The sequence below is a fragment of the Frigoribacterium sp. VKM Ac-2859 genome, from assembly GCF_013204925.1.
Classification (GTDB): domain Bacteria; phylum Actinomycetota; class Actinomycetes; order Actinomycetales; family Microbacteriaceae; genus Frigoribacterium.
Genome location: NZ_JABMLC010000002.1, coordinates 639471 through 661670, shown reverse-complemented (window position 1 = coordinate 661670; position 22200 = coordinate 639471). Strand labels below are relative to the sequence as shown.

Annotated in this window: 21 protein-coding genes; 12 read left to right on the top strand and 9 right to left on the bottom strand. The window is 71.0% G+C overall.

The window, feature by feature from the left end; all coding sequences use genetic code 11:
- Window positions 1-32 precede the first annotated feature (32 nt).
- Window positions 33-1148 (top strand): aromatic acid exporter family protein, encoded by a 1116-nt coding sequence (locus tag HQQ78_RS10970; RefSeq protein ID WP_173153194.1) that lies wholly within the window; start codon window positions 33-35, stop codon window positions 1146-1148.
- Window positions 1149-1223: 75 nt separating this feature from the next.
- On the opposite strand, the gene HQQ78_RS10965 is transcribed toward HQQ78_RS10970, so the two are convergent.
- Window positions 1224-2000: a class I SAM-dependent methyltransferase gene (locus HQQ78_RS10965; protein WP_173153191.1), complete on the bottom strand. Its 777-nt coding sequence runs from the start codon at window positions 1998-2000 to the stop codon at window positions 1224-1226.
- Window positions 2001-2041: 41 nt separating this feature from the next.
- On the opposite strand from HQQ78_RS10965, the gene HQQ78_RS10960 reads away from it, so the two are divergent.
- A complete protein-coding gene (locus tag HQQ78_RS10960) occupies window positions 2042-2785 on the top strand; it encodes a phosphoglyceromutase (protein WP_159827656.1) in 744 nt (247 codons plus the stop codon).
- A gap of 95 nt (window positions 2786-2880) precedes the next feature.
- Here the strand turns inward: HQQ78_RS10960 and HQQ78_RS10955 are convergent, their stop codons facing one another.
- On the bottom strand, window positions 2881-3414 hold the full coding sequence (locus tag HQQ78_RS10955) for an AAA family ATPase (protein WP_056043205.1): 534 nt from the start codon (window positions 3412-3414) through the stop codon (window positions 2881-2883).
- A gap of 95 nt (window positions 3415-3509) precedes the next feature.
- Window positions 3510-4163, bottom strand: coding sequence for a phosphate signaling complex protein PhoU (phoU, locus tag HQQ78_RS10950; RefSeq protein ID WP_043597221.1), 654 nt, complete (start codon window positions 4161-4163; stop codon window positions 3510-3512).
- A 238-nt stretch (window positions 4164-4401) separates the two neighbouring features.
- Between phoU and HQQ78_RS10945 the strand changes: the two genes are divergently transcribed.
- Together HQQ78_RS10945 and HQQ78_RS10940 are read left to right on the top strand one after the other, a co-directional pair.
- Complete coding sequence (locus tag HQQ78_RS10945) at window positions 4402-5595, top strand: cell wall metabolism sensor histidine kinase WalK (protein ID WP_173153188.1); 1194 nt, start codon at window positions 4402-4404, stop codon at window positions 5593-5595.
- Between the two features lie 13 nt (window positions 5596-5608).
- On the top strand, window positions 5609-6289 hold the full coding sequence (locus HQQ78_RS10940; RefSeq protein ID WP_056043202.1) for a response regulator transcription factor: 681 nt from the start codon (window positions 5609-5611) through the stop codon (window positions 6287-6289).
- 129 nt (window positions 6290-6418) lie between these two features.
- Here HQQ78_RS10940 and HQQ78_RS10935 read toward each other — a convergent pair whose 3' ends face one another.
- A complete protein-coding gene (locus tag HQQ78_RS10935) occupies window positions 6419-6985 on the bottom strand; it encodes a hypothetical protein (protein ID WP_056043199.1) in 567 nt (188 codons plus the stop codon).
- A 166-nt stretch (window positions 6986-7151) separates the two neighbouring features.
- Here HQQ78_RS10935 and HQQ78_RS10930 point away from each other — a divergent pair, with 166 nt between their 5' ends.
- From HQQ78_RS10930 to rlmB, 4 genes are read left to right on the top strand one after another with little or no spacing between them, the layout of a single operon-like run.
- Window positions 7152-7634 (top strand): CarD family transcriptional regulator, encoded by a 483-nt coding sequence (locus HQQ78_RS10930; RefSeq protein ID WP_043597211.1) that lies wholly within the window; start codon window positions 7152-7154, stop codon window positions 7632-7634.
- Window positions 7624-8952 carry a 2-C-methyl-D-erythritol 4-phosphate cytidylyltransferase gene (ispD, locus tag HQQ78_RS10925; protein WP_173153185.1) on the top strand — a complete coding sequence of 443 codons (1329 nt, stop codon included), beginning with the start codon at window positions 7624-7626 and terminating at the stop codon, window positions 8950-8952. The genes HQQ78_RS10930 and ispD overlap by 11 nt, the downstream gene beginning before the upstream one ends.
- Window positions 8949-10367 carry a cysteine--tRNA ligase gene (gene cysS, locus HQQ78_RS10920; protein ID WP_173153182.1) on the top strand — a complete coding sequence of 473 codons (1419 nt, stop codon included), beginning with the start codon at window positions 8949-8951 and terminating at the stop codon, window positions 10365-10367. Before ispD ends, cysS begins: the two co-directional genes overlap by 4 nt.
- The gene (gene rlmB / locus HQQ78_RS10915) at window positions 10364-11410 is read left to right on the top strand and encodes a 23S rRNA (guanosine(2251)-2'-O)-methyltransferase RlmB (RefSeq protein WP_056043187.1); all 1047 of its coding nucleotides are present in this window, start codon (window positions 10364-10366) and stop codon (window positions 11408-11410) included. The genes cysS and rlmB overlap by 4 nt, the downstream gene beginning before the upstream one ends.
- Window positions 11411-11484: 74 nt before the next feature.
- On the opposite strand, the gene HQQ78_RS10910 is transcribed toward rlmB, so the two are convergent.
- Window positions 11485-12786 (bottom strand): DUF4032 domain-containing protein, encoded by a 1302-nt coding sequence (locus HQQ78_RS10910; protein ID WP_056043184.1) that lies wholly within the window; start codon window positions 12784-12786, stop codon window positions 11485-11487.
- A gap of 143 nt (window positions 12787-12929) precedes the next feature.
- On the bottom strand, window positions 12930-14030 hold the full coding sequence (locus tag HQQ78_RS10905) for an ABC transporter ATP-binding protein (RefSeq protein WP_043597318.1): 1101 nt from the start codon (window positions 14028-14030) through the stop codon (window positions 12930-12932).
- 273 nt (window positions 14031-14303) lie between these two features.
- Between HQQ78_RS10905 and HQQ78_RS10900 the strand changes: the two genes are divergently transcribed.
- A complete protein-coding gene (locus HQQ78_RS10900) occupies window positions 14304-15266 on the top strand; it encodes a thioredoxin domain-containing protein (protein ID WP_159827640.1) in 963 nt (320 codons plus the stop codon).
- Here HQQ78_RS10900 and HQQ78_RS10895 read toward each other — a convergent pair.
- Window positions 15263-15814, bottom strand: a complete 552-nt coding sequence (locus tag HQQ78_RS10895; RefSeq protein ID WP_173153178.1) for a metallophosphoesterase — start codon at window positions 15812-15814, stop codon at window positions 15263-15265. The two genes, HQQ78_RS10900 and HQQ78_RS10895, sit on opposite strands and share 4 nt — an antisense overlap.
- A 194-nt stretch (window positions 15815-16008) precedes the next feature.
- Between HQQ78_RS10895 and HQQ78_RS10890 the strand changes: the two genes are divergently transcribed.
- From HQQ78_RS10890 to HQQ78_RS10880, 3 genes are all read left to right on the top strand, one after another.
- A complete protein-coding gene (locus tag HQQ78_RS10890) occupies window positions 16009-17142 on the top strand; it encodes an AI-2E family transporter (protein WP_159827634.1) in 1134 nt (377 codons plus the stop codon).
- Window positions 17143-17445: 303 nt separating this feature from the next.
- Window positions 17446-19341 (top strand): MDR family MFS transporter, encoded by a 1896-nt coding sequence (locus tag HQQ78_RS10885; protein ID WP_082460131.1) that lies wholly within the window; start codon window positions 17446-17448, stop codon window positions 19339-19341.
- Window positions 19322-19903 carry a MarR family winged helix-turn-helix transcriptional regulator gene (locus HQQ78_RS10880; protein ID WP_173153175.1) on the top strand — a complete coding sequence of 194 codons (582 nt, stop codon included), beginning with the start codon at window positions 19322-19324 and terminating at the stop codon, window positions 19901-19903. Before HQQ78_RS10885 ends, HQQ78_RS10880 begins: the two co-directional genes overlap by 20 nt.
- Window positions 19904-19990: 87 nt before the next feature.
- Here the strand turns inward: HQQ78_RS10880 and HQQ78_RS10875 are convergent, their stop codons facing one another.
- Entirely contained in the window at window positions 19991-21034 is a 1044-nt protein-coding gene (locus HQQ78_RS10875) for an NAD(P)-dependent alcohol dehydrogenase (protein ID WP_056043170.1), read from the bottom strand.
- A gap of 171 nt (window positions 21035-21205) precedes the next feature.
- On the bottom strand, window positions 21206-22147 hold the full coding sequence (locus tag HQQ78_RS10870; RefSeq protein WP_371740465.1) for an ROK family protein: 942 nt from the start codon (window positions 22145-22147) through the stop codon (window positions 21206-21208).
- Between the last annotated feature and the right edge of the window lie 53 nt (window positions 22148-22200).

Below are 22200 nucleotides of genomic sequence, written 5' to 3'. Positions count from 1 at the left end.
GGCCTGGTGACGCGGTGCACCCGGGCCCGGTCGTGACCGGGCCGACGCGCGGCGGCGGGCTGCGACGCGGCTGGCACCGCGCCTCCTCGTCCTTCGACGTGCGCGACGCGACGGCGCGGACGATCGCGTCCGGTCCGGCGATCGTCCAGATCGTGCTCGCCGTGGCGGGGGCCTACGCCATCACGCACTACGGACTCGGGCACGCGATCCCCCTGCTGGCCGTGACCGTCACGATCTCGTCACTCGGCCTGGCCCGTGACGCCCGTCCGCGTCGGGTGCTCGAGAACGCGGTCGGCGTGCTCATCGGCATCGCGCTCAGCGAGGTGCTGCTCATGGTGGTGGGCAAGGGGCTGTGGCAGATCGCCCTGGTGCTGTTCGTGACGCTCCTCGTCGCCCGGTTCTTCTCGTCGAGCAGCGCCTTCGCCGCGGCCGCCGCGACCCAGTCGATGCTCGTCATGCTGTTGCCCGACCCCGACGGAGGGGCGTTCGTCCGCAGCATCGACGGCGCGGTCGGGGGAGCGGTGGCGTTGCTCGTCACGGCGATCGTGCCGCGCGACCCGGTCGGCCTGGCCCGCCACGACGCCCGGCGCCTGTTCGACGAGCTCGACCGGGCCTTCGCGGCGCTCGTCGGCGCCCTCCGCACCGACGACGCCCCGCGGGCCGACGACGCCCTGGAGCGGCTGCGGTCGACCCAGCCGGTGCTCGACGACTGGTCGTCCACCCTCGAGTCCGCCGAGTCGATCGCGCGACTGTCACCGTTCCTCCGCTCCCGGTTGCCCGACCTGCGGCAGCAGGCGACGGTCCGGCGCTACGTCGACCTCGCCGTGCGCAACCTGCGCGTGGTGGCGCGACGGCTCGACACGCAGCTCGGCGACGGCGTCGACCGGTCGGCGCTGGCCGACCTCCTCGAGTCGACCTCGCGCGCGGTCGCCGTGCTGGGCCGGTCGGTGCACGACGTCGAGCAGCGGCCCGTCGCCCGTGAGGCCCTGTCGGCCGTCGCCCGTCGACTCGATCCCACGGTCGTGCTGCCCGGGGCACCCGTGACCGAGGCGATGGTCGTGCTGATGCTGCGCCCGCTGCTCGTCGACCTGCTCATGGCCACCGGCCTGGACCACGACGAGGCCCGAGGCCGACTCGCCCACGTCTGAGCAGACCCGCCGCGACCTGCCTCGGCCCGCCCCGGCCCGCCCGACCGGGCTCGCCCCGACCGGGCTCGCCCCGGCTCAGTCGCGAGGCGTGATGGCGGCCCAGGGCAGCGAGAGCTCGCCGAGCCGCCAGCGGGACCGCCCGCCGAGCACCGGCCAGCCCATGTCGCGGAGCCCCTGCACCGTCGCGAGCCACCGTTGGACCGGCCCGTAGACCGAGAGCGGGGCCGCCACCGCCCACTGCCGGTCGAGGTCGACGAGCAGGTCGTGCACGCGCTCACCCGGCACGTTGCGGTGGATCAGGGCCTTGGGCAGCCGTTCGGCCACGATCGAGGGCAGCTCGAGCCCGGCCAGGCGCAGCGAGATCGTGAACGTCGTGGGCCCCTCGGGGGTCACGTCGATCCAGCTCGCGACCCGCCCCACCTCGTTGCAGGTGCCCTCGACGAGGACGCCTCCGGGCTGCAGCCGGCCGGTCATCAACGCCCAGGCGTCGGCGACCTGCGACTCGTCGTACTGCCGGAGCACGTTGAACGCCCGGATCACCGCGGGTCGCCGGTCGCCGTCGAGCGGCACCTCGAAGCCGCCCCGCCGGAAGCTCACGCCCGGCCGCGCCGAGAGGCTCGCCAGCCGGACGCGCTCGGGCTCGATCTCGATGCCCACGACCTCGACGTCGTCTCGCACCTTCAGGAGGCGCTGGTGCAGTTCGAGAGGAGTCGTCGCGCTCGCCCCGTACCCCAGGTCGACGACGAGCGGGTCGTCCGCCCGCCGGAACGACGGGTGCGCGGCGATCCAGCGATCGACGCGGCGCAGGCGGTTGGTGCCGGTCGTCCCTCGCGTGACGGAACCGATGGGCATGAGCCAAGTCTGCCATCGGGCCGTCGCGATACGCTGGCGGCATGACTTCGACCCTCATCCTCCTGCGTCACGGCAACAGCGAATGGAACGCGAAGAACCTCTTCACCGGATGGGTCGACGTGCGGCTCACCGAGCAGGGCCGCGCCGAGGCCAAGCGGGCCGGCGAGCTGCTGCGCGAGGCCGACCTGCTGCCCGACATCCTCTACACGTCGCGCCTGACCCGGGCGATCCAGACCGCCGACATCGCGCTCGAAGAGGCCGACCGACTCTGGATCGACGTCAAGCGGTCGTGGCGACTCAACGAACGCCACTACGGCGCCCTGCAGGGCAAGGACAAGGCCCAGACGCTCGAGCAGTACGGGCCCGAGCAGTTCCAGACCTGGCGTCGCTCGTTCGACGTGCCGCCGCCCCCGCTCGACGACGACAGCGAGTTCTCGCAGGCGCACGACAAGCGCTATGCCGAACTCGGCATCGACGCGCCGCGCACCGAATCCCTCGCCCTCGTCATCGAGCGCATGCTGCCCTACTGGCACAGCGACATCACCGAGAGCCTGGCCGCCGGTGACGTCACCCTCGTCGTCGCACACGGCAACTCGCTGCGCGCACTGGTGAAGCACCTCGACGGCATCGGCGACGACGAGATCGCCGAGCTGAACATCCCCACGGGCATCCCGCTCGTCTACGAGCTCGACGACGACTTCGTGCCCACCGGCCCGGCCCGCTACCTCGACCCCGAGGCCGCCGCCGCCGGTGCCGCCGCCGTCGCGAACCAGGGCAAGAAGTAGCGCCTCCCGACGTTCCCACGCCCCGCGCCCCGTTCTCGGGGCGTGGGGCGCTTCGGCGTCCGGCACCCCCGGCACCCCCGGGTTCGGGGCGGTCGTCAGACGAACCGCTCGCTGATCTGCACCACCAGGTCGTCCATGTCGACGGGCGTGCTCGTGTCGACGCGGATCACGGGCCAGTCGCCGAGTGGCTCGGCCGCGGCGGCCCACGTCGGCCACGAGGCCCGGGTCGATTCGACCGTGCCGTGGGCCGGGTGCCGACCGCCGGCCGCGAGCCGGTCGACCACGCGCTGCAGCGCCGTGTCGGGGTCGACGTCGCACCACACCTCGACCGTGCGGGGCGACCCGGCACGCTCGACGCCGGCCCGGGCGAACTCGAGGTCGCGCTCCCGGTGCCAGAAGGCGTCGACGACGACGCCCGCCTCGACCTCGCCCGCCATCGCCCAGACGGTGTCCATCGCGATGCCACCGAGGGCCTCGGGGGCGATCATCGGCCCGGCCAGGTCGACCAGCGCCTCCTTGACGGGGTCCTTCGCGAGCAGCGGGCACCCGAGCACCCCGGCGAGCGTGGCCGAGAGGGTGGTCTTGCCCGATCCGGGCAGACCGTTGACGAGGATCGCGACTGAAGCCATGCCCCCATCCTCGCGGACGACGCAGGCCCCGAGAGAACGCAGGAGGCGCGGTGCCCGTCGAACGGGCACCGCGCCTCCTGTGGTCCGAGGGTCGATCAGACCTCGGGCGCGACCCAGTCGCCGGTCGCGAGGTACTGGACCTTCTTGGCGATCGAGACGGCGTGGTCGGCGAAGCGCTCGTGGTAGCGCGACGCGAGGGTGGAGTCGACCGTGTCGACGGCCGCGCCCTTCCAGGTCTCGCCGAGCACCTTGTCGAAGACGCTGAGGTGCAGCTCGTCGATGCGATCGTCGTCGTTGCGGATCTCTTCCGCCAGGCGGACGTCCTCGGTCGTGAGCAGCTCGGTGAGCTTGTTCGCGATGGCGACGTCGAGCTCGCCGAGCTCTTTGAACGTCGGACGCAGCGACTTGGGCACGACCTTCTCGGGGAACCGGTAGCGGGCGAGCTGGGCGATGTGCTCGGCCATGTCGCCCATGCGCTCGAGCGAGGCGCTGATGCGCAGCGCGCTGACCACGATGCGCAGGTCGCGGGCGACCGGGTTCTGGCGGGCCAGGATGTCGATGGCCAGCTCGTCGAGGGCGATGGCGCGCTCGTCGATCTTGTCGTCGTCGGCGATGACCTGCTCGGCCAACGAGACGTTCGACTCGTTGAAGGCCGTGGTCGCGTTCGCGATCGAGACGGCGACGAGGCCGGCGATCTCGACGAGACGCTCCTGCACCTCCAGGAGTTCCTGCTGGAATACCTCGCGCATGTCGTGTTCGACCCTCTCGTCGTGGGGGCTCGGTGGCCCTGGGAGCACGGTGGCTGTGAGCGACGTGCGGGTCGCACGGTCGGCTCGTGACGTGGGGCAGAGTCGCCCGCACAGTCCCGACGATGGTCTCCGGTGAAGGTTAACGACCGGTGATCACCGCCTGAACTCTGACCAAAGTACAGCGGATGGGACGACCTCCCGTTCATCCGCCCGCTGGGGGGTCACTACTGTGAACGACATGGAATCCGCCTGGCTGGTGCCGTTGTCGCTGGCCTTCGGGGTCGTCGTCGGCGCCGCGATCGTGGTGGTCGTCGTCTCGGCCCACCGACGAGCCGTGCGTGCCGCGGCACTCGTCGACGTCGCCCTGCCCGACGGCATCGACGCCGTGCTCGACGCACTCGAGTCGGCGGGCCTCGTGGTCGACCCGTCGGGCAACGTGCTCAAGGCCTCGGCGGCGGCACGTCAGCTCGGCCTGGTCTCGGCCCAACAGCACCTCGTGCATCCCGAGGTCGAGACGATCGTGGACGCGGTGCGTCGGCACGGCGACCCGGTGGTCGAAGAGCTCACCCTCCCGCGCCTGCCCGGCAGCGAGGCCACCATCGCCGTGCACGTGCGGGCTGCCGCACTCGGTGGACGATTCGTGCTGGTGCTCGCCGAGGACCGCACCGAGGGTCGTCGGCTCGACGACATGCGCCGTGACTTCGTCGCGAACATCAGCCACGAGCTCAAGACGCCGATCGGGGCCGTCGGCCTGCTCGCCGAGGCGCTGGAGTCCGCATCGTCCGACCCCGAGCAGGTGCGCCACTTCGCCGCTCGGCTGACCCGTGAGGCCGGCCGCCTCGGCCGCCTCACGCAGGACATCATCGAGTTGTCGCGTCTGCAGGCGACCGACGCCCTCGAGACCAGCGAGTCGGTCGACGTGCGCCACGTGGTCGACACCGCCGTCGACCGCAACCGCGTGGGTGCCGAGGCGAGGGGCATCGACCTCGTCGTCCGGGGTGGCAAGCACGCGCACGTGATCGGTGACCAGGCGATGCTCGTCACGGCCGTCGACAACCTGGTCGCCAACGCGATCAACTACTCGCCGGACGGTTCGCGGGTCGGCATCGGCGCCACCCTCGACCAGGCCGGCGTGGTCGAGATCTCGGTGACGGACCAGGGCTACGGCATCCCCGACGACGAGCTCGACCGGGTGTTCGAGCGGTTCTACCGGGTCGATCCGGCCCGGTCGAGACGGACCGGCGGCACGGGACTCGGACTCGCCATCGTGAAGCACGTGGTGCAGAACCACGGCGGCGACGTGCGCGTCTGGTCGCAGGTCGGCAAGGGGTCGACCTTCACCCTGCGCCTGCCGGCGGCGGACGTCGAACCCGTCACCCGATCGGTTCCGACCACGGCCGCCTCGGCACCCGAGCACCAGGAGACACGATGACCATGGAGACCCGATGACCCACATCTTGATCGTCGAGGACGAAGAGTCCCTCAGCGAGCCGCTCGCCTACATCCTGCAGCGCGAGGGCTACCAGGTGAGCGTGGCCGAGGACGGACCGGCCGCCGTCGCGGCGTTCGACAAGACCGGTGCCGACCTCGTGCTGCTCGACCTCATGCTCCCGGGCATCCCGGGCACCGAGGTCTGCCGCGTGATCCGCACCAGGTCCCAGGTGCCGATCGTCATGCTCACCGCCAAGGACAGCGAGGTGGACATCGTGGTCGGCCTCGAGCTGGGTGCCGACGACTACGTCACGAAGCCGTACTCGACCCGGGAGCTGCTCGCCCGCATCCGGGCCGTGCTGCGCCGCCGCGTCGACCCCGACGACCTGTCCGACTCGATGCTCGAGGCAGGCGACATCCGCATGGACGTCGAGCGTCACGTGGTGACGGTCCGCGGGGACGACGTCGCCATGCCCCTCAAGGAGTTCGAGCTGCTCGAACTGCTCATGCGCAACGCCGGTCGAGTGCTCACCCGCGGCCAGCTGATCGACCGGGTCTGGGGTTCGGACTACTTCGGCGACACCAAGACGCTCGACGTGCACATCAAGCGCATCCGCTCGAAGATCGAGGCCGTGCCGTCCGAGCCGAAGGCGCTCGTGACGGTGCGCGGTCTCGGCTACCGCATCGAGGCCTGATCCGGAGGGCGGGCCGTCGGCCCGTCCCCACCGCGCCGACGGCCCCGAGGAGGCGCGGTGTACGGAGTACGCGAGAGGCCCGGCACCGCACTCGGCGGGCCGGGCCTCTCGGCTGACGTGAGGGAGACGCTACGGCGTCGGCGACGAGGAGGGTGCCTGCTGGGTCGCCTCGGGCAACGGCGTCGACGACGGCGTGGCCTCGCCGGACGGCGTGGGTGAGGGCAGCAGGGTGGCGTACTCGCCCAGCGCGCCCGTGAGGACGGGTACGACGAACGACTTGCCGGTCTCGGTGCCGTACTGGACGAAGATCGTCACGAGGGCACCCGGGTCGGAGTCGAGGGACTCCATGAGGAACTGGTCCTGACCGGGCTCGGTGCCCAACGAGACCTGCGACGAGCCGTCGACGTCGACGGTCTGGGTCTTCTTGCCGTCGGTCGTGGGGTACTCGAACGAGACCTCGGCGGCCTCGTCGCTCGTGTTGAGCACGACCATGCTGAGGCTGGCGGTGCCGCCGTCGCCCTCGCTCGCGGTGAGGGCGATCGCGTTGCGCACCTGGATGGCGCCCACGTTGACGCTCGTGCCGTCGCTCGCGTCGTACTGCTTGGTGGTGGCCTGGGGGCTGATGAAGTTGCAGCCGGCGGCGGTCAGGACGACCACGGCACCGACGGCGGCGGCCGAGACGAGCCGCGTCGTCAAGCCACGCGACTTCAGGGTTGGGGCTCGCACAGGTGTCCTCCAGGATCAGCGTCACGACAAACGTACGTCGTCCAGCTTATCCGCGCCCGCAGGGGTCGGTTCCTTAGGGCAGCCTTACCAACGACGGCTTATGGTATCCTGGGTGTCGCAGAATGGAGCCTGATTCATGCAGTTCGAGGTCGGCGAGACCGTTGTATACCCGCATCACGGGGCAGCGACAATCTCAGAAGTCAAGAAGCGGATCATCAAGGGCGAAGAGAAGCTGTACCTCAAGCTTCGCGTCACCCAGGGTGATCTGACCATCGAAGTACCCGCAGACAACGTCGACCTGGTCGGCGTGCGAGACGTCATCGGCAAAGAAGGGCTGGACCGCGTCTTCGACGTGCTCCGCGCCCCCTTCACCGAAGAGCCGACCAACTGGTCGCGCCGCTACAAGGCGAACCTCGAGAAGCTCGCCAGCGGTGACGTCATCAAGGTGTCCGAGGTCGTCCGCGACCTCTGGCGTCGCGATCAGGACCGTGGCCTCTCGGCCGGCGAGAAGCGCATGCTCGCCAAGGCTCGTCAGATCCTGATCAGCGAGCTCGCGCTCGCCGAGAAGACCGACGAAGAGAAGGCGTCGAGCGTCCTCGACGAGGTCCTTGCGTCCTAGCACTCCCGACGACCGCTCGGTCGACGACGGTGGGGTCCACACCCCGTCCGTCGCCGGTCGGGCGGTCGTCGTCGTTGCGGCCGGAAGCGGCACGCGCCTCGCCCTCGGCAAGCCGAAGGCGTTCGTCGAGGTGGCCGGGCGCAGCATCCTCGAACGCTCGCTCGACGCCGTCTTCGCCTCGGCCGTGCCGACGCAGGTCGTCGTCGTCGTGCCCGAGGCGCTCGTCGACGAGTCCCGCACCCTCGTCGACGCCCTCGCCGGCCCGGCCCGTGGCTACGCCTCCGTCGTCGTCGGCGGTGCCACCCGCCAGCAATCGGTCGCGGCGGGCCTGACGGCCCTGGGGCCCGACGTCGAGACCGTGCTCGTCCACGACTGCGCCCGGCCGTTCACGCCCACCGCCCAGTTCGACCTGGTCGCGACGACCGTCGAGGCGAGCGGTGACGGCGTCGTCCCGGGGCTGCCGGTCACCGACACGATCAAACGCGTCGACGCTGACGCCGCCTTCGTCGTCGACACCGTCGACCGCAGCGAACTCGTCGCCATGCAGACGCCGCAGGGGTTCCCGCGCGCCGCCCTCGACCACGCCTACGCGACGGCGTCCGTCGAGCACACCGACGACGCGGCGCTCTTCGCCGCCGCCGGTCACCGCGTCCGCGTCGTGGCGGGCGACCCCGTGGCCTTCAAGATCACCACCCCGTGGGACCTGCGTCGGGCCGAGACGATCGTCGCCGAGACCGAGGCGACCCGGCCGGGTCCTGACGCGAGCGCTCGACCGGCCCCGCGCCTCCTGACCGGGGTCGGCACCGACGTCCACGCGTTCGACGCGGCCCAGCCGATGCACCTCGGGCTGCTGCACTTCCCGGGCGAGGCGGGCCTCGCGGGCCACAGCGACGGCGACGCGGTCGCCCACGCGATCGTCGACGCCCTGCTCTCGGCGGCGGGCCTCGGCGACATCGGGTCGAGTTTCGGCACGGACGACCCCCGGTTCGCCGGGGCGTCCGGCGACGTCTTCCTCACGGCGACCCTCGAGCTGCTCGCGGCGGCGGGGGCCGCTCCGGTCAACGTCGCCGTCCAGGTCGTCGGCAACCGGCCCCGGCTGTCCTCCCGCCGCGTCGAGATGCAGGCGGGGCTGACGCGCGTGGTCGGCGCCCCGGTGAGCGTGTCGGCCACGACGACCGACGGGCTCGGCTTCACCGGTCGGGGCGAGGGCGTGGCCGTGATCGCGACGGCACTCGTCACGCGCGACGGGTCGTCCACGGGCCACGGCGCGTCCCCGGGCGACGCGACCGAAGCCGCGTCAAATAGGCTGATCACGTGACCATCAGGCTCTACGACTCCCGTCAGCAGACGCTCGTCGACTTCGTCCCGCTCGTGCCCGGCCAGGTCGGGCTGTACGTCTGCGGACCCACCGTCCAGTCGTCGCCCCACATCGGGCACCTGCGCTCGGCTCTGGTCTACGACCTCTGGCGTCGGTGGTTCACCTACCGTGGCCTCGACGTCACCCTCGTGCGCAACGTCACCGACATCGACGACAAGATCCTCGCGCTGGCCGCCGACACGACCGAAGAATGGTGGGCGCGCGCCTACCGCTACGAACTCGAGTTCACCGCCGGCTACCAGGCGCTCGGCATCCTGCCGCCGACCTACGAGCCCCGGGCGACCGCCAGCGTCAGCGAGATGCAGCAGATCATCACGACGCTGCTCGAGAAGGGGCACGCCTACGTCGCCCCGGACGGCTCGGGCGACGTCTACTTCGACACCGCCGCCTGGCCGACGTACGGTGCCCTGACCAACCAGTCGATCGACGACATGGCACCCGCGGCCGACGCCGACCCGCGGGGCAAGCGCGACTCCCGCGACTTCGCCCTCTGGAAGGGCCACAAGGCCGACGAGCCCGAGTCCGCCTCGTGGGCCTCGCCCTGGGGTGACGGGCGACCCGGCTGGCACATCGAGTGCTCGGCGATGTCGGCCCGCTACCTCGGCGAGGCGTTCGACATCCACGGCGGCGGGCTCGACCTGCGGTTCCCGCACCACGAGAACGAGCTGGCGCAGTCGACCGCGGCCGGCATGGGTTTCGCCTCGTACTGGATGCACAACGGCCTCGTCGCCGTCGAGGGCCAGAAGATGTCGAAGTCCCTCGGCAACTCCATCTTCGCCGCCGACTTCCTGGCGCAGGCCCGTCCCGTCGTCGTCCGCTACTTCTTCAGCGCCGCGCACTACCGGTCGACCATCGACTACCACGAGGGCGCGCTGCTCGAGGCCGAGGCAGCCCTCGACCGCGTCGAGACGTTCCTCGAACGGGCTCAGCGTCGCCTCGCCGACACGCGCTTCGCCGGTGTCGGTGCCCGCGTCGTGCCCGACGAGTTCGGCGAGGCGATGGACGACGACCTCAACGTCCCCCAGGCCGTGGCCGTGCTGCACGACACGGTGCGCGCCGGCAACGTGGCCCTCGACGACGGCGACCTCGACACCGCCGCGCGCTCCTGGCAGCACGTGGCCGCCATGGTGGCCGTGCTCGGCATCGACCCGACGGCGCCCGAGTGGCGTGCCGGTGACGAGGTCGACGCGCACCGCGCGCTCGGCACGCTCGTCGACGTACTCTTGGCCGAACGCCAGCAAGCCCGGGCCGATCGCGACTTCTCGCGGGCCGACGAGATCAGAGGCGTCCTGACGGGCGCCGGCATCACCATCGAAGACACCCCCAGCGGGTCGCATTGGAGCCTCGAACAGTGAAGAACACCAGCGGAGCACGCAAGGGCCGTCCCGGCAGCAGTGCCGTGCGTCAGGGCAGCAAGGGCAAGCAGGTCGGCAGCGGCGGCCAGGGGCGCCAGGCGCTCGAGGGCAAGAAGCCCACCCCTGCGGCGGAGGACCGCCCGTACCACCCCGCGGGCAAGGCCAAGGCGGCGCGCGAGCGACTCGAGGCGGCCCGTGGTCGTGGCGGAGCCGGCCCCCGTGCCGGGTCGCCGATCGCCGGTCGCGGCGGACCGGACGCCCCCCGCCGCCGCCCGAAGTCGGCCGACGACCACGAGATGGTGACCGGTCGCAACTCCGTCGTCGAGGCCCTGCGGACGCGCATCCCCGCGACGACGCTCTACATCGCCGCCCGCATCGAGATGGACGAGCGCACGAAAGAGATCCTGCAGCTCGCCACCCGCCGCGGCCTGCCGATCCTCGAGGTCATGCGCCCCGAGCTCGACCGCATCACCGGGCACGACTCCGTGCACCAGGGCGTCGCGCTCAAGGTGCCGCCGTACGAGTACGCGCACCCCGTCGACATGCTCGAGGCCGCGGTCAAGCGTCAGCAGAAGCCGCTCTTCGTCGCGCTCGACGGCATCACCGACCCGCGCAACCTCGGAGCGATCATCCGCTCGGTGGCCGCGTTCGGCGGGCAGGGCGTCATCGTCCCGCAGCGTCGTTCGGTCGGCCTGACGGCGTCGGCCTGGAAGACCTCGGCCGGTGCGGCCGCGCGCATCCCCGTCGCGATGGCGTCGAACCTGACCCAGACCCTCAAGTCGTTCAAGGAGCAGGGCGTGTTCGTCGTGGGCCTCGACGGTGACGGCGACGTCATGCTGCCCGGGCTGGAGCTCGCCGACCGCCCGATCGTGGTCGTCGTCGGCAGCGAGGGCAAGGGCCTGTCGCGCATCGTCGCCGAGACCTGCGACGCGATCGTGTCGGTGCCGATCACCGGTGCCGTCGAATCGTTGAACGCCGGCATCGCGGCGTCGGTCACGTTGTACGAGATCTCGAAGCTCCGCGCCGAGCGCAAGAAGAAGTAGCGAGGGCGCCCGCGAGACGCGGGGCCTCGAGGAGGCGCGGGTCGGCTGGTCGCCGGCCCGCGCCTCCTGCGTTCTCAGACCTTGCTGCGCCAGTCCTCGTCCGCGTCGGCCTCGTCGGCCTCGAGCTGGGCGGCCTCGGGCAGCGTGAGGGACTCGGTCGCGGGCTCGATCACCATCTGCTCGTCGCGACGGTGGCGCAGCACGTCGTTGATGTACGAGGTGAGGGCTTCGGCGATCGGCACGTCGCGGTTCTCGGCCTGCGACTGGTACCAGCGGTGCTCGAGCAGCTGGTGGAAGACCTCGGCGGGTTCGAGCCGTCCGCGCAGGTCGCGGGGGATCGAGCGCACGACGGGCTCGAAGACGCGCGAGGCCCACTCGTGGGCGATCATCTCTTCGTCAGAGTCCGACTGGTCGGTGCGCATGCGGTACGCGTCGAGGTCGTTCAACAGTCGACGGGCCTGGTTCTCTTCGACGTCGAGGCCGGTGAGTCGGAGCAGGCGGCGCGAGTGGTGCCCGGCATCGACGACCTTGGGCTGGATCTTGACCTGGCTGCCGCCCTCGGCCGTCTTGATGGCCAGTTCTTCGATGTCGAAGCCGAGGTCGTTCAGGCGCTCGACGCGGTCGTTGATGCGCCAGCGCTCCGAGCTGTCGAAGGTCTCGGCCCCGGTCAGTTCGGTCCAGAGGCTGCGGTACGCGGCGACGATGCCGTTGCTCACGTCGACCGGGTCCAGGTTGTCGTCGAGGCGACCCCCGGCCTCGAGGTCGAGCAGTTCGCCGGCGATGTTGACGCGGGCGACCTCGAGGTCGTTCTCGCGCTGCCCGTTCGAGAGGCCGCCCGGGTAGAGCTTGCCCGTCTCGGCGTCGACGAGATACGCCGCGAACGCACCGGCGTCCCGGCGGAACAGCGTGTTCGACAACGACACGTCGCCCCAGTAGAAGCCGATGATGTGCAGCCGGACGAGCAGGAGGGCGAGCGCGTCGACGAGGCGACGAGCCGTGTCGGGGCGCAACGTCTGCGAGTACAGCGCCCGGTAGGGGAGCGAGAACTTCAGGTGCCGCGTGACGAGCACCGGGTTCAGCGGCGACCCGTCGGCGTCCTGGCGGTTGGTGATGACCGCGAGCGGGTCGACGCACGGGATGTCCATGCGCTGCAGCGTGCGCAGCATCTCGTACTCGCCGCGGGCCATCTCGCCCGACGTCTCCTTGATGGCGATGACGAAGCCGCTGAGGTGCGCGAACCGGACGAGGTGGCGCGAGATGCCCTTGGGCAGGGTCGCGATGGCCTCGTCGGGCCACTCCTCGAGCGGGAGGGCCCAGGGCAGGTCGAGCAGCGCCGGGTCGGCCGTGGCCGAGGTGATGTTGAGGGAGTCGGGCATGAGGGCCTCTCGTGCGGGGGAGCGCCGCCTGAGGCGAGGCGGCGGGGGAGGTTCGGGAGGCGCGGGGCCGGAACGCGGGACGGCCCGCCGGGCCGATCGGAGGAGTGCTCCGAGCGGACTCGACGGGCCGACCCGACGGGGTGCTACGCGCTGACGACGGCCTTGTCGCCGAGGCGCTCGCCGCTCTCGGTGTCGAAGACGTGCACGTGGTGCGCCTGCGGGGTGACGTAGATCGTCTCGCCCAGCTTGGGGTGGTTGCGACCGTCGACGCGGACGACGACGTCGACGCGGTTGCCGTCGACCTCGGTGTGGCCGTAGAGGTACCCGTCGGCGCCGAGCTCTTCGACGACGTCGACGGTGACCGCGAGGCCCTCGCCGGTCGTGTTGACCACGACGTCCTCGGGACGCACGCCCACGGTCACGCTCTTGCCGTTGGCCTGGCCGACGGTGTCGCGGTCGACCGCGGTGACGGCGGTGCCGAACTGGATGCCACCGTCGACGACGTCGGCGGGCAGCAGGTTCATGGCAGGCGAGCCGATGAAGCCGGCGACGAAGACGTTCTGCGGCTTCTCGTACAGGTCGCGCGGCGTGCCGACCTGCTGCAGGACGCCGTCCTTCAGCACGGCGATGCGGTCGCCCATGGTGAGCGCCTCGGTCTGGTCGTGCGTGACGTAGACCGTGGTGACGCCCAGTCGGCGCTGCAGCGACGCGATCTGGGTGCGGGTCTGCACGCGCAGCTTGGCGTCGAGGTTCGACAGCGGCTCGTCCATGAGGAACACCTGGGGCTGACGCACGATGGCGCGGCCCATGGCGACGCGCTGACGCTGACCACCCGAGAGGGCCTTGGGCTTGCGCGAGAGGTAGGGCTCGAGGTCGAGCAGCTTGGCGGCCTCGAGGACGCGGGTGGCCCGCTCTTCTTTGCCGACGCCGGCGATCTTCAGGGCGAAGCCCATGTTCTCGGCGACCGTCATGTGCGGGTAGAGCGCGTAGTTCTGGAAGACCATCGCGATGTCGCGGTCCTTCGGCGGGACGTCGGTGACGTTGCGGTCGCCGATGTAGATGTCACCCGAGTTGACCTCTTCGAGGCCCGCGAGCATGCGCAGGGTGGTCGACTTGCCGCAGCCGGAGGGGCCGACGAGGACGAGGAACTCGCCGTCGGCGACCTCGAGGTCGATGCCGTCGACCGCGGCGCGGGTGCTGCCGGGGTAGAGACGAGTTGCCTTGCTGAACGTGACTGACGCCATGATCTTCTCCTTCACCGGCAGGTACGTGCCGGACGATCCGTTGTGAATGGACGGTGATCAACCTCAGAGGTCTGCGGTGACCACCACCGATCAGCATGCCATGAAAATCTCTCGGATCGCCACGGGAGCGCCTCTTCTCCACCCGCTCTCGCCCGCGCCTGGCGGACTTCTGCCAGGCTCGCCTCGTACCATGTTTCGTGGCCACGACTCGTGGCGACCGTCCCCACCACCCGCTCGACGCGACCATGCGAGGCCGTCGCGCACCGGAGCCCCATGACTGACCTGAATCCCGACGACTCTTCGTTGACCAAGAACCAGCGGCGCGCGGCGGCCCGCCAGAAGGCCCAGCTGGCGCGCCAGAAGCAGAAGCGGCGCCAGCGCGCGGGCAAGTGGGCGCTGCAGGGCGGTCTCGCCCTCGTGGTGATCGCGATCGTCGTCGGCGTCGTGCTGGTCATCACGAACAGCATCCGCCCGGCCGGCCCCGGCCCCGCCAACATGGCCAGCGACGGCATCAAGATCGGTCAGGGCTTCGAGGCCGTGCAGACCGGGGCCCTCGGCCCCGACGACGAGCCCACGGCGTCGGCGTCCACGGCGTCGAGCGACACGGTCGACATCGTCGTCTACCTCGACTACCTCTGCCCCATCTGCGGCGAGTTCGAGCAGGCGAACAACGACTACATCAGCGGCCTCGTCGAGTCGGGGGCGGCGACGGTCGAGTACCACCCGGTCGCCATCCTCACGAACCAGTCCCTCGGCACGAAGTACAGCAACCGGGCGGCCAACGCGGCGGCCTGCGTGGCGAACTACTCGCCGAACTCGTTCTTCGACTTCAACACCGCGATGTTCGAGCAGCAACCCGAAGAGGGCACGCGCGGTCTCGACGACTCGCAGCTCGCCGACATCGCGACCGGCGTCGACGGGGTGACGAAGGCGAGCGACATCACCAGGTGCATCGACGACGACGAGTTCGGTTCGTGGGTGACGGCGGCGACCCAGCGGGCCATCGACGGTCCCTTGCCGAACAGCGACCTCGACGCCCTCACGGGCACGCCGACGGTCCTCGTCAACGGGCAGAAGTACGACGGCAGCCGTCCGTTCACGGTGCAGGAGTTCCGCAGCTTCGTCGTGACGGCGGCCGGCAACAGCTACACCGAGTCGGGCACGGCCAGCCCGTCGCCGACCCCGACCGAGTCGGCCCCGGCCGAGTCGGCCCCGGCCGAGACGCCGGCCGGCTAGGTCGTCATGCGGGGGTGCGGGAGCACCCCCGTGCGGTCCCGGGCGGCCATGGGCAGCTCGTGCAGCACCACGTCGCGCACCTCGCCCGCGTCGAGGGTCAGCGTGAGGTAGGTGGCGTGGGGCTGGCGACGGCGGTCCGTGGGCGACCCCGGGTTCAGCAGGCGCAGGCCCGCCGGGGTCGTCGTGTCCCACGGGATGTGGCTGTGCCCGAACAGCAGCAGGTCCGTCTCGGGGAAGTCACGGTCCATTCGTCGTTCGCGCGCCTCCTTGGCTCCCGTCTCGTGCACCACGGCGAGACGCAGGCCCTCGATCGTCGTGCGGGCCACCTCGGGCAACCGGGCGCGCAGCGCGTCGCCGTCGTTGTTGCCCCAGACCCCGATCAGGAGGCGCGCGCGGGCCTCGAACTCGTCGAGCAGCGGTTCGCCGGTCCAGTCGCCCGCGTGCACGACGACGTCGGCCCTCTCGACCGCGGTCCACACGACCCCCGGAACGGCCTTGGCCTTCTGCGGCACGTGGGTGTCGGACACGACGAGGACGGAGGTCGGCATGACTCCCACGCTAGGCGCGCGTCGGGTCGCGGGGGCACCGATCCGGCCCGATATTCTCGTGACGGGGTTGGCTGTCCTAGTCGGGCCGATCACCCCCGACGCCTCCGTCGGCGCACCGGCACGCGGCCGTGCCCGGCCGTGCCCTTTCCGGCGCCCCTCTCGACCCCCGCACCCCCAGAAACGAGGACGACACCGTGGCACTCTTCCGCAGCCAAGAAGCCGAGGTGGCCAAACAGGACGCCGCCGTCCGGCACTCCCTCTGGGCCGACGCGTTCGGCACGCTCGCGACGCGTGCCGTGCAGATCATCGCGGTGCTCGTCGTCGCGATCGGCGTCATCTACGTCTTCCTCAGCCTGAGCCTCGTCACCCTGCCGGTGCTGCTTGCGCTGATCTTCGCCTCGGCCATGCTGCCGGTCGTCGCGTTCCTGCGGCGCCACAAGGTGCCCTCGGTGCTCGCGACCCTGATCTGCCTCTTCGCCGTGTTGATCATCCTCGGGCTCGTCGCCTGGCTGATCGTCTGGGCCGTCGAGAGCCAGGCCAGCTCGCTCGCCGACTCGGCCACCTCGGGCTTCAACAAGCTGCAGGACTGGGTCACGACCCTGCCGTTCTCGATCAGCGACCAGCAGATCGACGACGTCCGCAACACGGCCGTCGACTTCGTGACGAGCTCGCAGTTCGGTTCGGGCGCACTCGCCGGCGCCTCGGCCGTGGGCAGCTTCGCGACGGGCCTCGTGCTGATGATCGTCGTGCTGTTCTTCTTCCTCAAGGACGGCCCGGCGATCTGGGAGTTCCTGCTGCGCCCGTTCAAGGGCGAGAACTACGCCCGCGCCCGTCGCATCGGCGACAAGACGGTCACCACCCTCGGCGGCTACGTGCGCGGCACGGCGACGGTCGCCGCCGTCGACGCCATCGGGATCGGCGTCGGCCTCTGGATCGTCGGCGTGCCGCTGGCCCTGCCGCTCGCAGTCATCGTGTTCCTGACGGCGTTCATCCCCCTCGTGGGCGCCACGGCCGCGGGCATCCTCGCGGCGCTCGTCGCCCTCGTCGCGCTCGGCCCCGTCCAGGCGCTGATCGTCGTCGGCATCGTCGTCGTCGTGAACCAGCTCGAGGGCAACTTCCTGCAGCCGGTGCTGATGGGCCGCACGTTGCAGCTCCACGGCCTCGTCATCCTCGTCGCCCTGACCGCCGGCACGATCCTCGGCGGTGTCGTCGGGGCCGTCATCGCCGTGCCGCTCATGGCCGTCGTCTGGGGCATCACCCAGGTCTGGAACGGCGACCACCAACCGGCCGAGATGTTCCGCCAGAAGCGGCCCGAAGAGGTCCGCTAGCGCTCACGGGCGAGGCGGGGCCCGCAGGAGGCGCGGTGCGAGGACGACTCGCACCGCGCCTCCTGCGCGTCCGCGGTCGGGAGCCCCCCTCGCGCGGGCGTTCGAGAAAAAAGTGCAGCAACTGCACTCAAATGGTTGCGGATCGTCAACGAAAGCGTATGGTTGACATTCTGCAACCAACGGACCCGGCCAACGGCGGTCAGTCCTCACCATCTCGAACCACCGGAGCGCACCTTGTCGCAGACCACGACCGCCGCGGGCACGAAGCCCGCGGCACCCCACGAACCGGGCGAAGCGCCCGGCATGAGCCACCGCGAAGTCCTCACGGCCCTGTCGGGCCTGTTGATGGGCATGCTCGTGGCGATCCTCTCGTCGACCGTCGTGTCGACCTCGCTGCCGCGCATCGTCAGCGACCTCAACGGCAGCCAGACCTCGTACACCTGGGTCATCACCGCGACCCTGCTGGCCACCACCGTCAGCACCCCGCTGTGGGGCAAGTTCAGTGACCTGACGAACCGCAAGGTGCTGCTGCAGGTCGCCCTCGTGCTGTTCGTGCTCGCCTCCGTCGCGGCGGGTTTCTCCCAGAACACCGCGACGCTGATCACCTTCCGCGTCTTCCAGGGGCTCGGCGCCGGTGGCCTCACCGCGCTGGTGCAGGTCGTCATGAGCGACATCATCAGCCCGCGTGAGCGCGGCCGCTACATGGGCTACCTCGGCGCCGTGATGAGCGTCGGCACCATCGGCGGGCCGCTGCTCGGCGGCGTGCTCACCGACTCGATCGGCTGGCGCTGGAACTTCTTCGTCGGCGTGCCCGTCGGCGTCGCCGCCCTCATCGTCATCCAGCGCACCCTGCACCTGCCCCCGAAGCCCAAGAAGGCCGTCGTCGTCGACTACTGGGGCGCGGGCCTGATCGCCGGCGGCGTCTCGCTGCTGCTCGTCTGGGTGTCGCTCGGCGGCAAGCAGTTCGACTGGAACTCGACCACCAGCTGGCTGATGGGCGTCGGCGCGGCGGTCCTGCTCGCGCTCGCCGTCGTCGTGGAGTTCCGCTCGAAGGAGCCGATCATCCCCCTGACGCTCTTCACGAACCGCACCTTCACCTTCGCGGTCATCGCCTCGCTCAGCGTCGGCGTCGCGATGTTCGGCACCAGCGTGTTCCTCGGCCAGTACATGCAGCTCGCGCGCGGCCAGTCCCCGACCATGGCCGGGATCCTGACCCTGCCGATGGTGCTCGGCCTGCTGATCTCGTCGATGGTCGCCGGTGCGCTCATCTCGAAGTACGGCAAGTGGAAGCCCTACATGATCGTCGGGTCGATCCTGCTCGCCGCCGGCCTCTTCCTCATGTCGACCATCGAGTACGACACGAACTTCGCCATCGTCTCGGTCTTCATGGCCATGATGGGGCTCGGCATCGGCATGGTCATGCAGAACCTCGTCCTCGTCGTGCAGAACTCGGTCGACGTCAGCGTCGTCGGTGCCGCCTCGTCGAGCGTCGCGTTCTTCCGCAGCCTCGGCGGCACGATCGGCGTCTCGGTCATGGGTGCCGTCCTCGGCACCAAGGTCTCGGGTTACATCACCGACGGCCTCACCGACGCCGGGGTCGACCCCAGCGCGCTCGGCAGCGGCGGCTCGACGAGCATCCCCGACCTCAGCACCGTGCCCGGCCCGATCCGGACCATCATCGAATCGGCCTACGGTCAGGGCGTCGCCGACGTGTTCCTGATCGCGGCCCCGCTGGCGATCATCACCATCGTGTTCGTCTGCCTGCTGCCCAACGTCGAGCTCGGCACCAAGACCGGCCTCCAGCGTGCGGCGGCGAAGACGGACGACCCGGCGGACGGCGCTGCCTCGGCCTCGGCCTCGGTCGAGCACGACGGAGGCGCGGCTCCGGTCGACGCGAACGCCGCGTCCCCGGCCGCCAAGGGAGCCGCGGCCACGGCCGGCCTGGCCCCCGCCGTGTCGAGCGCCCCGGCGACGGAGTCGACGCCGGCACCGGTCTCGCCGATCGACGAGGGCCGCGGTCCCGCCGAGGGCCAGCGCCGTCACCACGGCCACACGACGACCGCCACCGGTACCATCGACACGATCATCGCGACGGGCGCCGCCGAGGTGGCAGGGCACCCGGTGCCCGCCGACGAACTGGCCGAGAGCCCGGTGTTCTCGTCCCTGGTCGAGGAGAAAGATGTCGCAGCCGACCGTTGACGGCCAGCCCGAGGGTGCGGTGCTCGACGCGCCGCGCCCCTCGGGGGGCGACCCTGCCGACCAGGCCGCACCGCACCTCCTCGAGGCCGCGGGGCAGGCCGCACCGCACCTCCCGGGTCCCGACGACGACGGCCGCGAGGGCCTCATGGCCGGCGTGGTCGACGAGATCGGCTCGATGATGGTCGAGGCCAAGCGCACGATCGCCGCGGCGGCGTCGCGCTTCGACCCGGACGTGCCGCCCACGGCCTTCTACGTGCTGCGCTACGTGATGAAGCACCAGCCGTGCAGCGCCGGTGACATCGTCAAGGCGATGGCGATGGACAAGAGCGCGGTCAGCCGGCAGGTCACGTTGCTCCGCGAGGCCGGGTTCGTCGACGTGGTGCCCGACGCGGCCGACGGTCGGGTCATGACCCTGCGCAGCACCGAGCGCGCCGAGAGCCGCATGCTCGAGGTGCGCCACGAGAACCGCGCCGTGTTCCGCAACCACGTCGAGGGCTGGTCCGACGACGAGCTCGCCGAGTTCGCCGGCTGGCTGCGCCGATTCAACACCCCCGCCGGGTAGCGCCAAGCCGTCCGGCAGCGCCCCGCCCCGCGACGACGAAGGCCCCCTCCCGTGACGGGAGGGGGCCTTCGTGCGTGCAGGCGGGTGCTAGATGGTCGCGGTGTCGATCACGAAGCGGTAGCGGACCTTGCTGGCGACGACGCGCTCGTAGGCCTCGTCGACCTCGTCGGCGCCGATCGTCTCGATCTCGGCTCCGATGTGGTGCTCGGCGCAGAAGTCCAGCATCTCTTGCGTCTCGGGGATGCCGCCGATGTTCGAGCCGGCAAGGCTGCGACGGCCACCGATCAGCGAGCCGGCGCTGAACGACTGCGGGTTCTCGGGCAGGCCGACGAACACCATGGTGCCGTTCAGGCGCAGGGTGCGGGCGTAGGCGTCGATGTCCATGTCGGCCGAGATCGTGTTGATGATCAGGTCGAACGAGCTGCGCAGCTGCGTGAACGTCTCGGGGTCGCTCGAGGCGTAGTAGTGGTCGGCACCGAGCTTCAGGCCGTCCTCCTGCTTGGACAGGGTCTGGCTGATGACGGTGACCTCGGCGCCCAGAGCGTGGGCGATCTTGACGGCCATGTGGCCGAGCCCGCCCATGCCGACGACGGCGACCTTCTTGCCGGGACCGGCACCCCAGTGCTTGAGGGGCGAGTAGGTCGTGATGCCGGCGCAGAGCAGCGGCGCGGCCTCGTCGAGCGAGATGCCCTCGGGGATCGACAGCACGTAGTTCTCGTCGGCGACGATCTGCTTGGCGTAGCCGCCGTAGGTGGGCTCGCCCGAGTACTGGCGGCCGTTGTAGGTCGCGACGTTGCCCTTGACGCAGAACTGCTGTTCGCCCGCGAGGCAGTTCTCGCACTCGCGGCAGCTGTCGACGAAGCAGCCGATGCCGACGCGGTCGCCGACCTTGTGCTTCGTGACGTCGGAGCCGACCTCGGTGACGATGCCGGCGATCTCGTGGCCGGGCACCATCGGGAAGATGGCCTTGCCCCATTCTTCGCGGGCCTGGTGGATGTCGCTGTGGCAGATGCCGGCGAACGCGATGTCGATCTGGACGTCGTTCGGGCCGACGTCGCGCAGTTCGACGGTGGAGTGCTCGAAGGGGGCGCCGGCGGACGGCGTGAGCAGGACGGGGACGGTGGTGGGCATGAGATGACCTCTCTGCGAGTGGTGGTGCGGTGGTGGTGCGCGCCCCGCGGGCGCGACGGATTCCGACGACGTTGTGGGATGCAACCCAGCCTAGGCGGGACCCCCGACAGCGGCTCCCAGAGAAGCGGCGGGCCGGAGGAGGCGCGGGTCGTCGACCCGAGGAGGCGCGGCTCAGCCGAGCAGCTCGGCCTGCCAGACGAGGGCCGCGGCACCGACCAGGGGGCTCTCGTCGCTCAACCCGGAGCGGACGACCCGGACGCGACGGGCGTACTCGTTGACCGGCGCCTCCTGGACCGCGGCCCGGACGAGGTCGAGGTAGTCGTCGCTGACGCGCGAGAAGCCGCCGCCGATGGCGACCACGTCGAGGTCGAGCAGGGTCGTGACCGACGAGATCGCCTCGCCCACGGCGTTCGCGGAGCGACGCACCGCCGCGACGGCGATCGCGTCCCCGGCGACGTAGCCGGCGGCGAGGTCCTCGCCGCGCTCGCCCGTCCAGCCTCGTTCCCGGGCCCAGGCGACGACGTTCGGGCCCGAGGCGATGACCTCGAGCGTGGCGGCCCAGGCGCTCTCGCCCGCGGGGCGGTCCGCGATCTGGATCTGGCCGATGTGACCGGCGTTGCCCGTGCCTCCCGAGAGCAGGCGTCCGTTGACGATCAGGCCGCCACCGACGCCGGTCGAGACGGTGATCGCGAGGGCGTTGTCCGCCCCCTGCGTGGCACCCACCCAGTGCTCGGCGAGGGCGAGGCTGACGCCGTCGAGCCGCAGGGTGACCGGGGCCGCGTCGGGCAGGGTCGACGCCGCCAGGGCCGCGACCTGCTCCCGCAGCGGATAGCCGCGCCAGGCGTGCAGGTTGATCGGCGAGACGGTGCCGTGCACGAGGTCGACGGGCCCGGCGCTGCCGATGCCCGCCCCGACGAGGGTGTCACCCTCGGGCAGGGCGTCGAGGGCGTGCGCCACGACCGCGCGGACCGCCTCGGCGAGTTCGTCGGACGTCGACCCGGCACCGGTGGGGCGTCGGTCGCGACTTCCGTCGAGGAGGGCTCCGTCGGAGGCGACCAGCGCCGCCTCGACCTTCGTTCCGCCCACGTCGACGGCCAGTGCGTAATCGGTCACGTCGGCCAGCGTAGCGGGGGAGTGCGGCCCGACCGCGTGCCGGAATAGGGTGG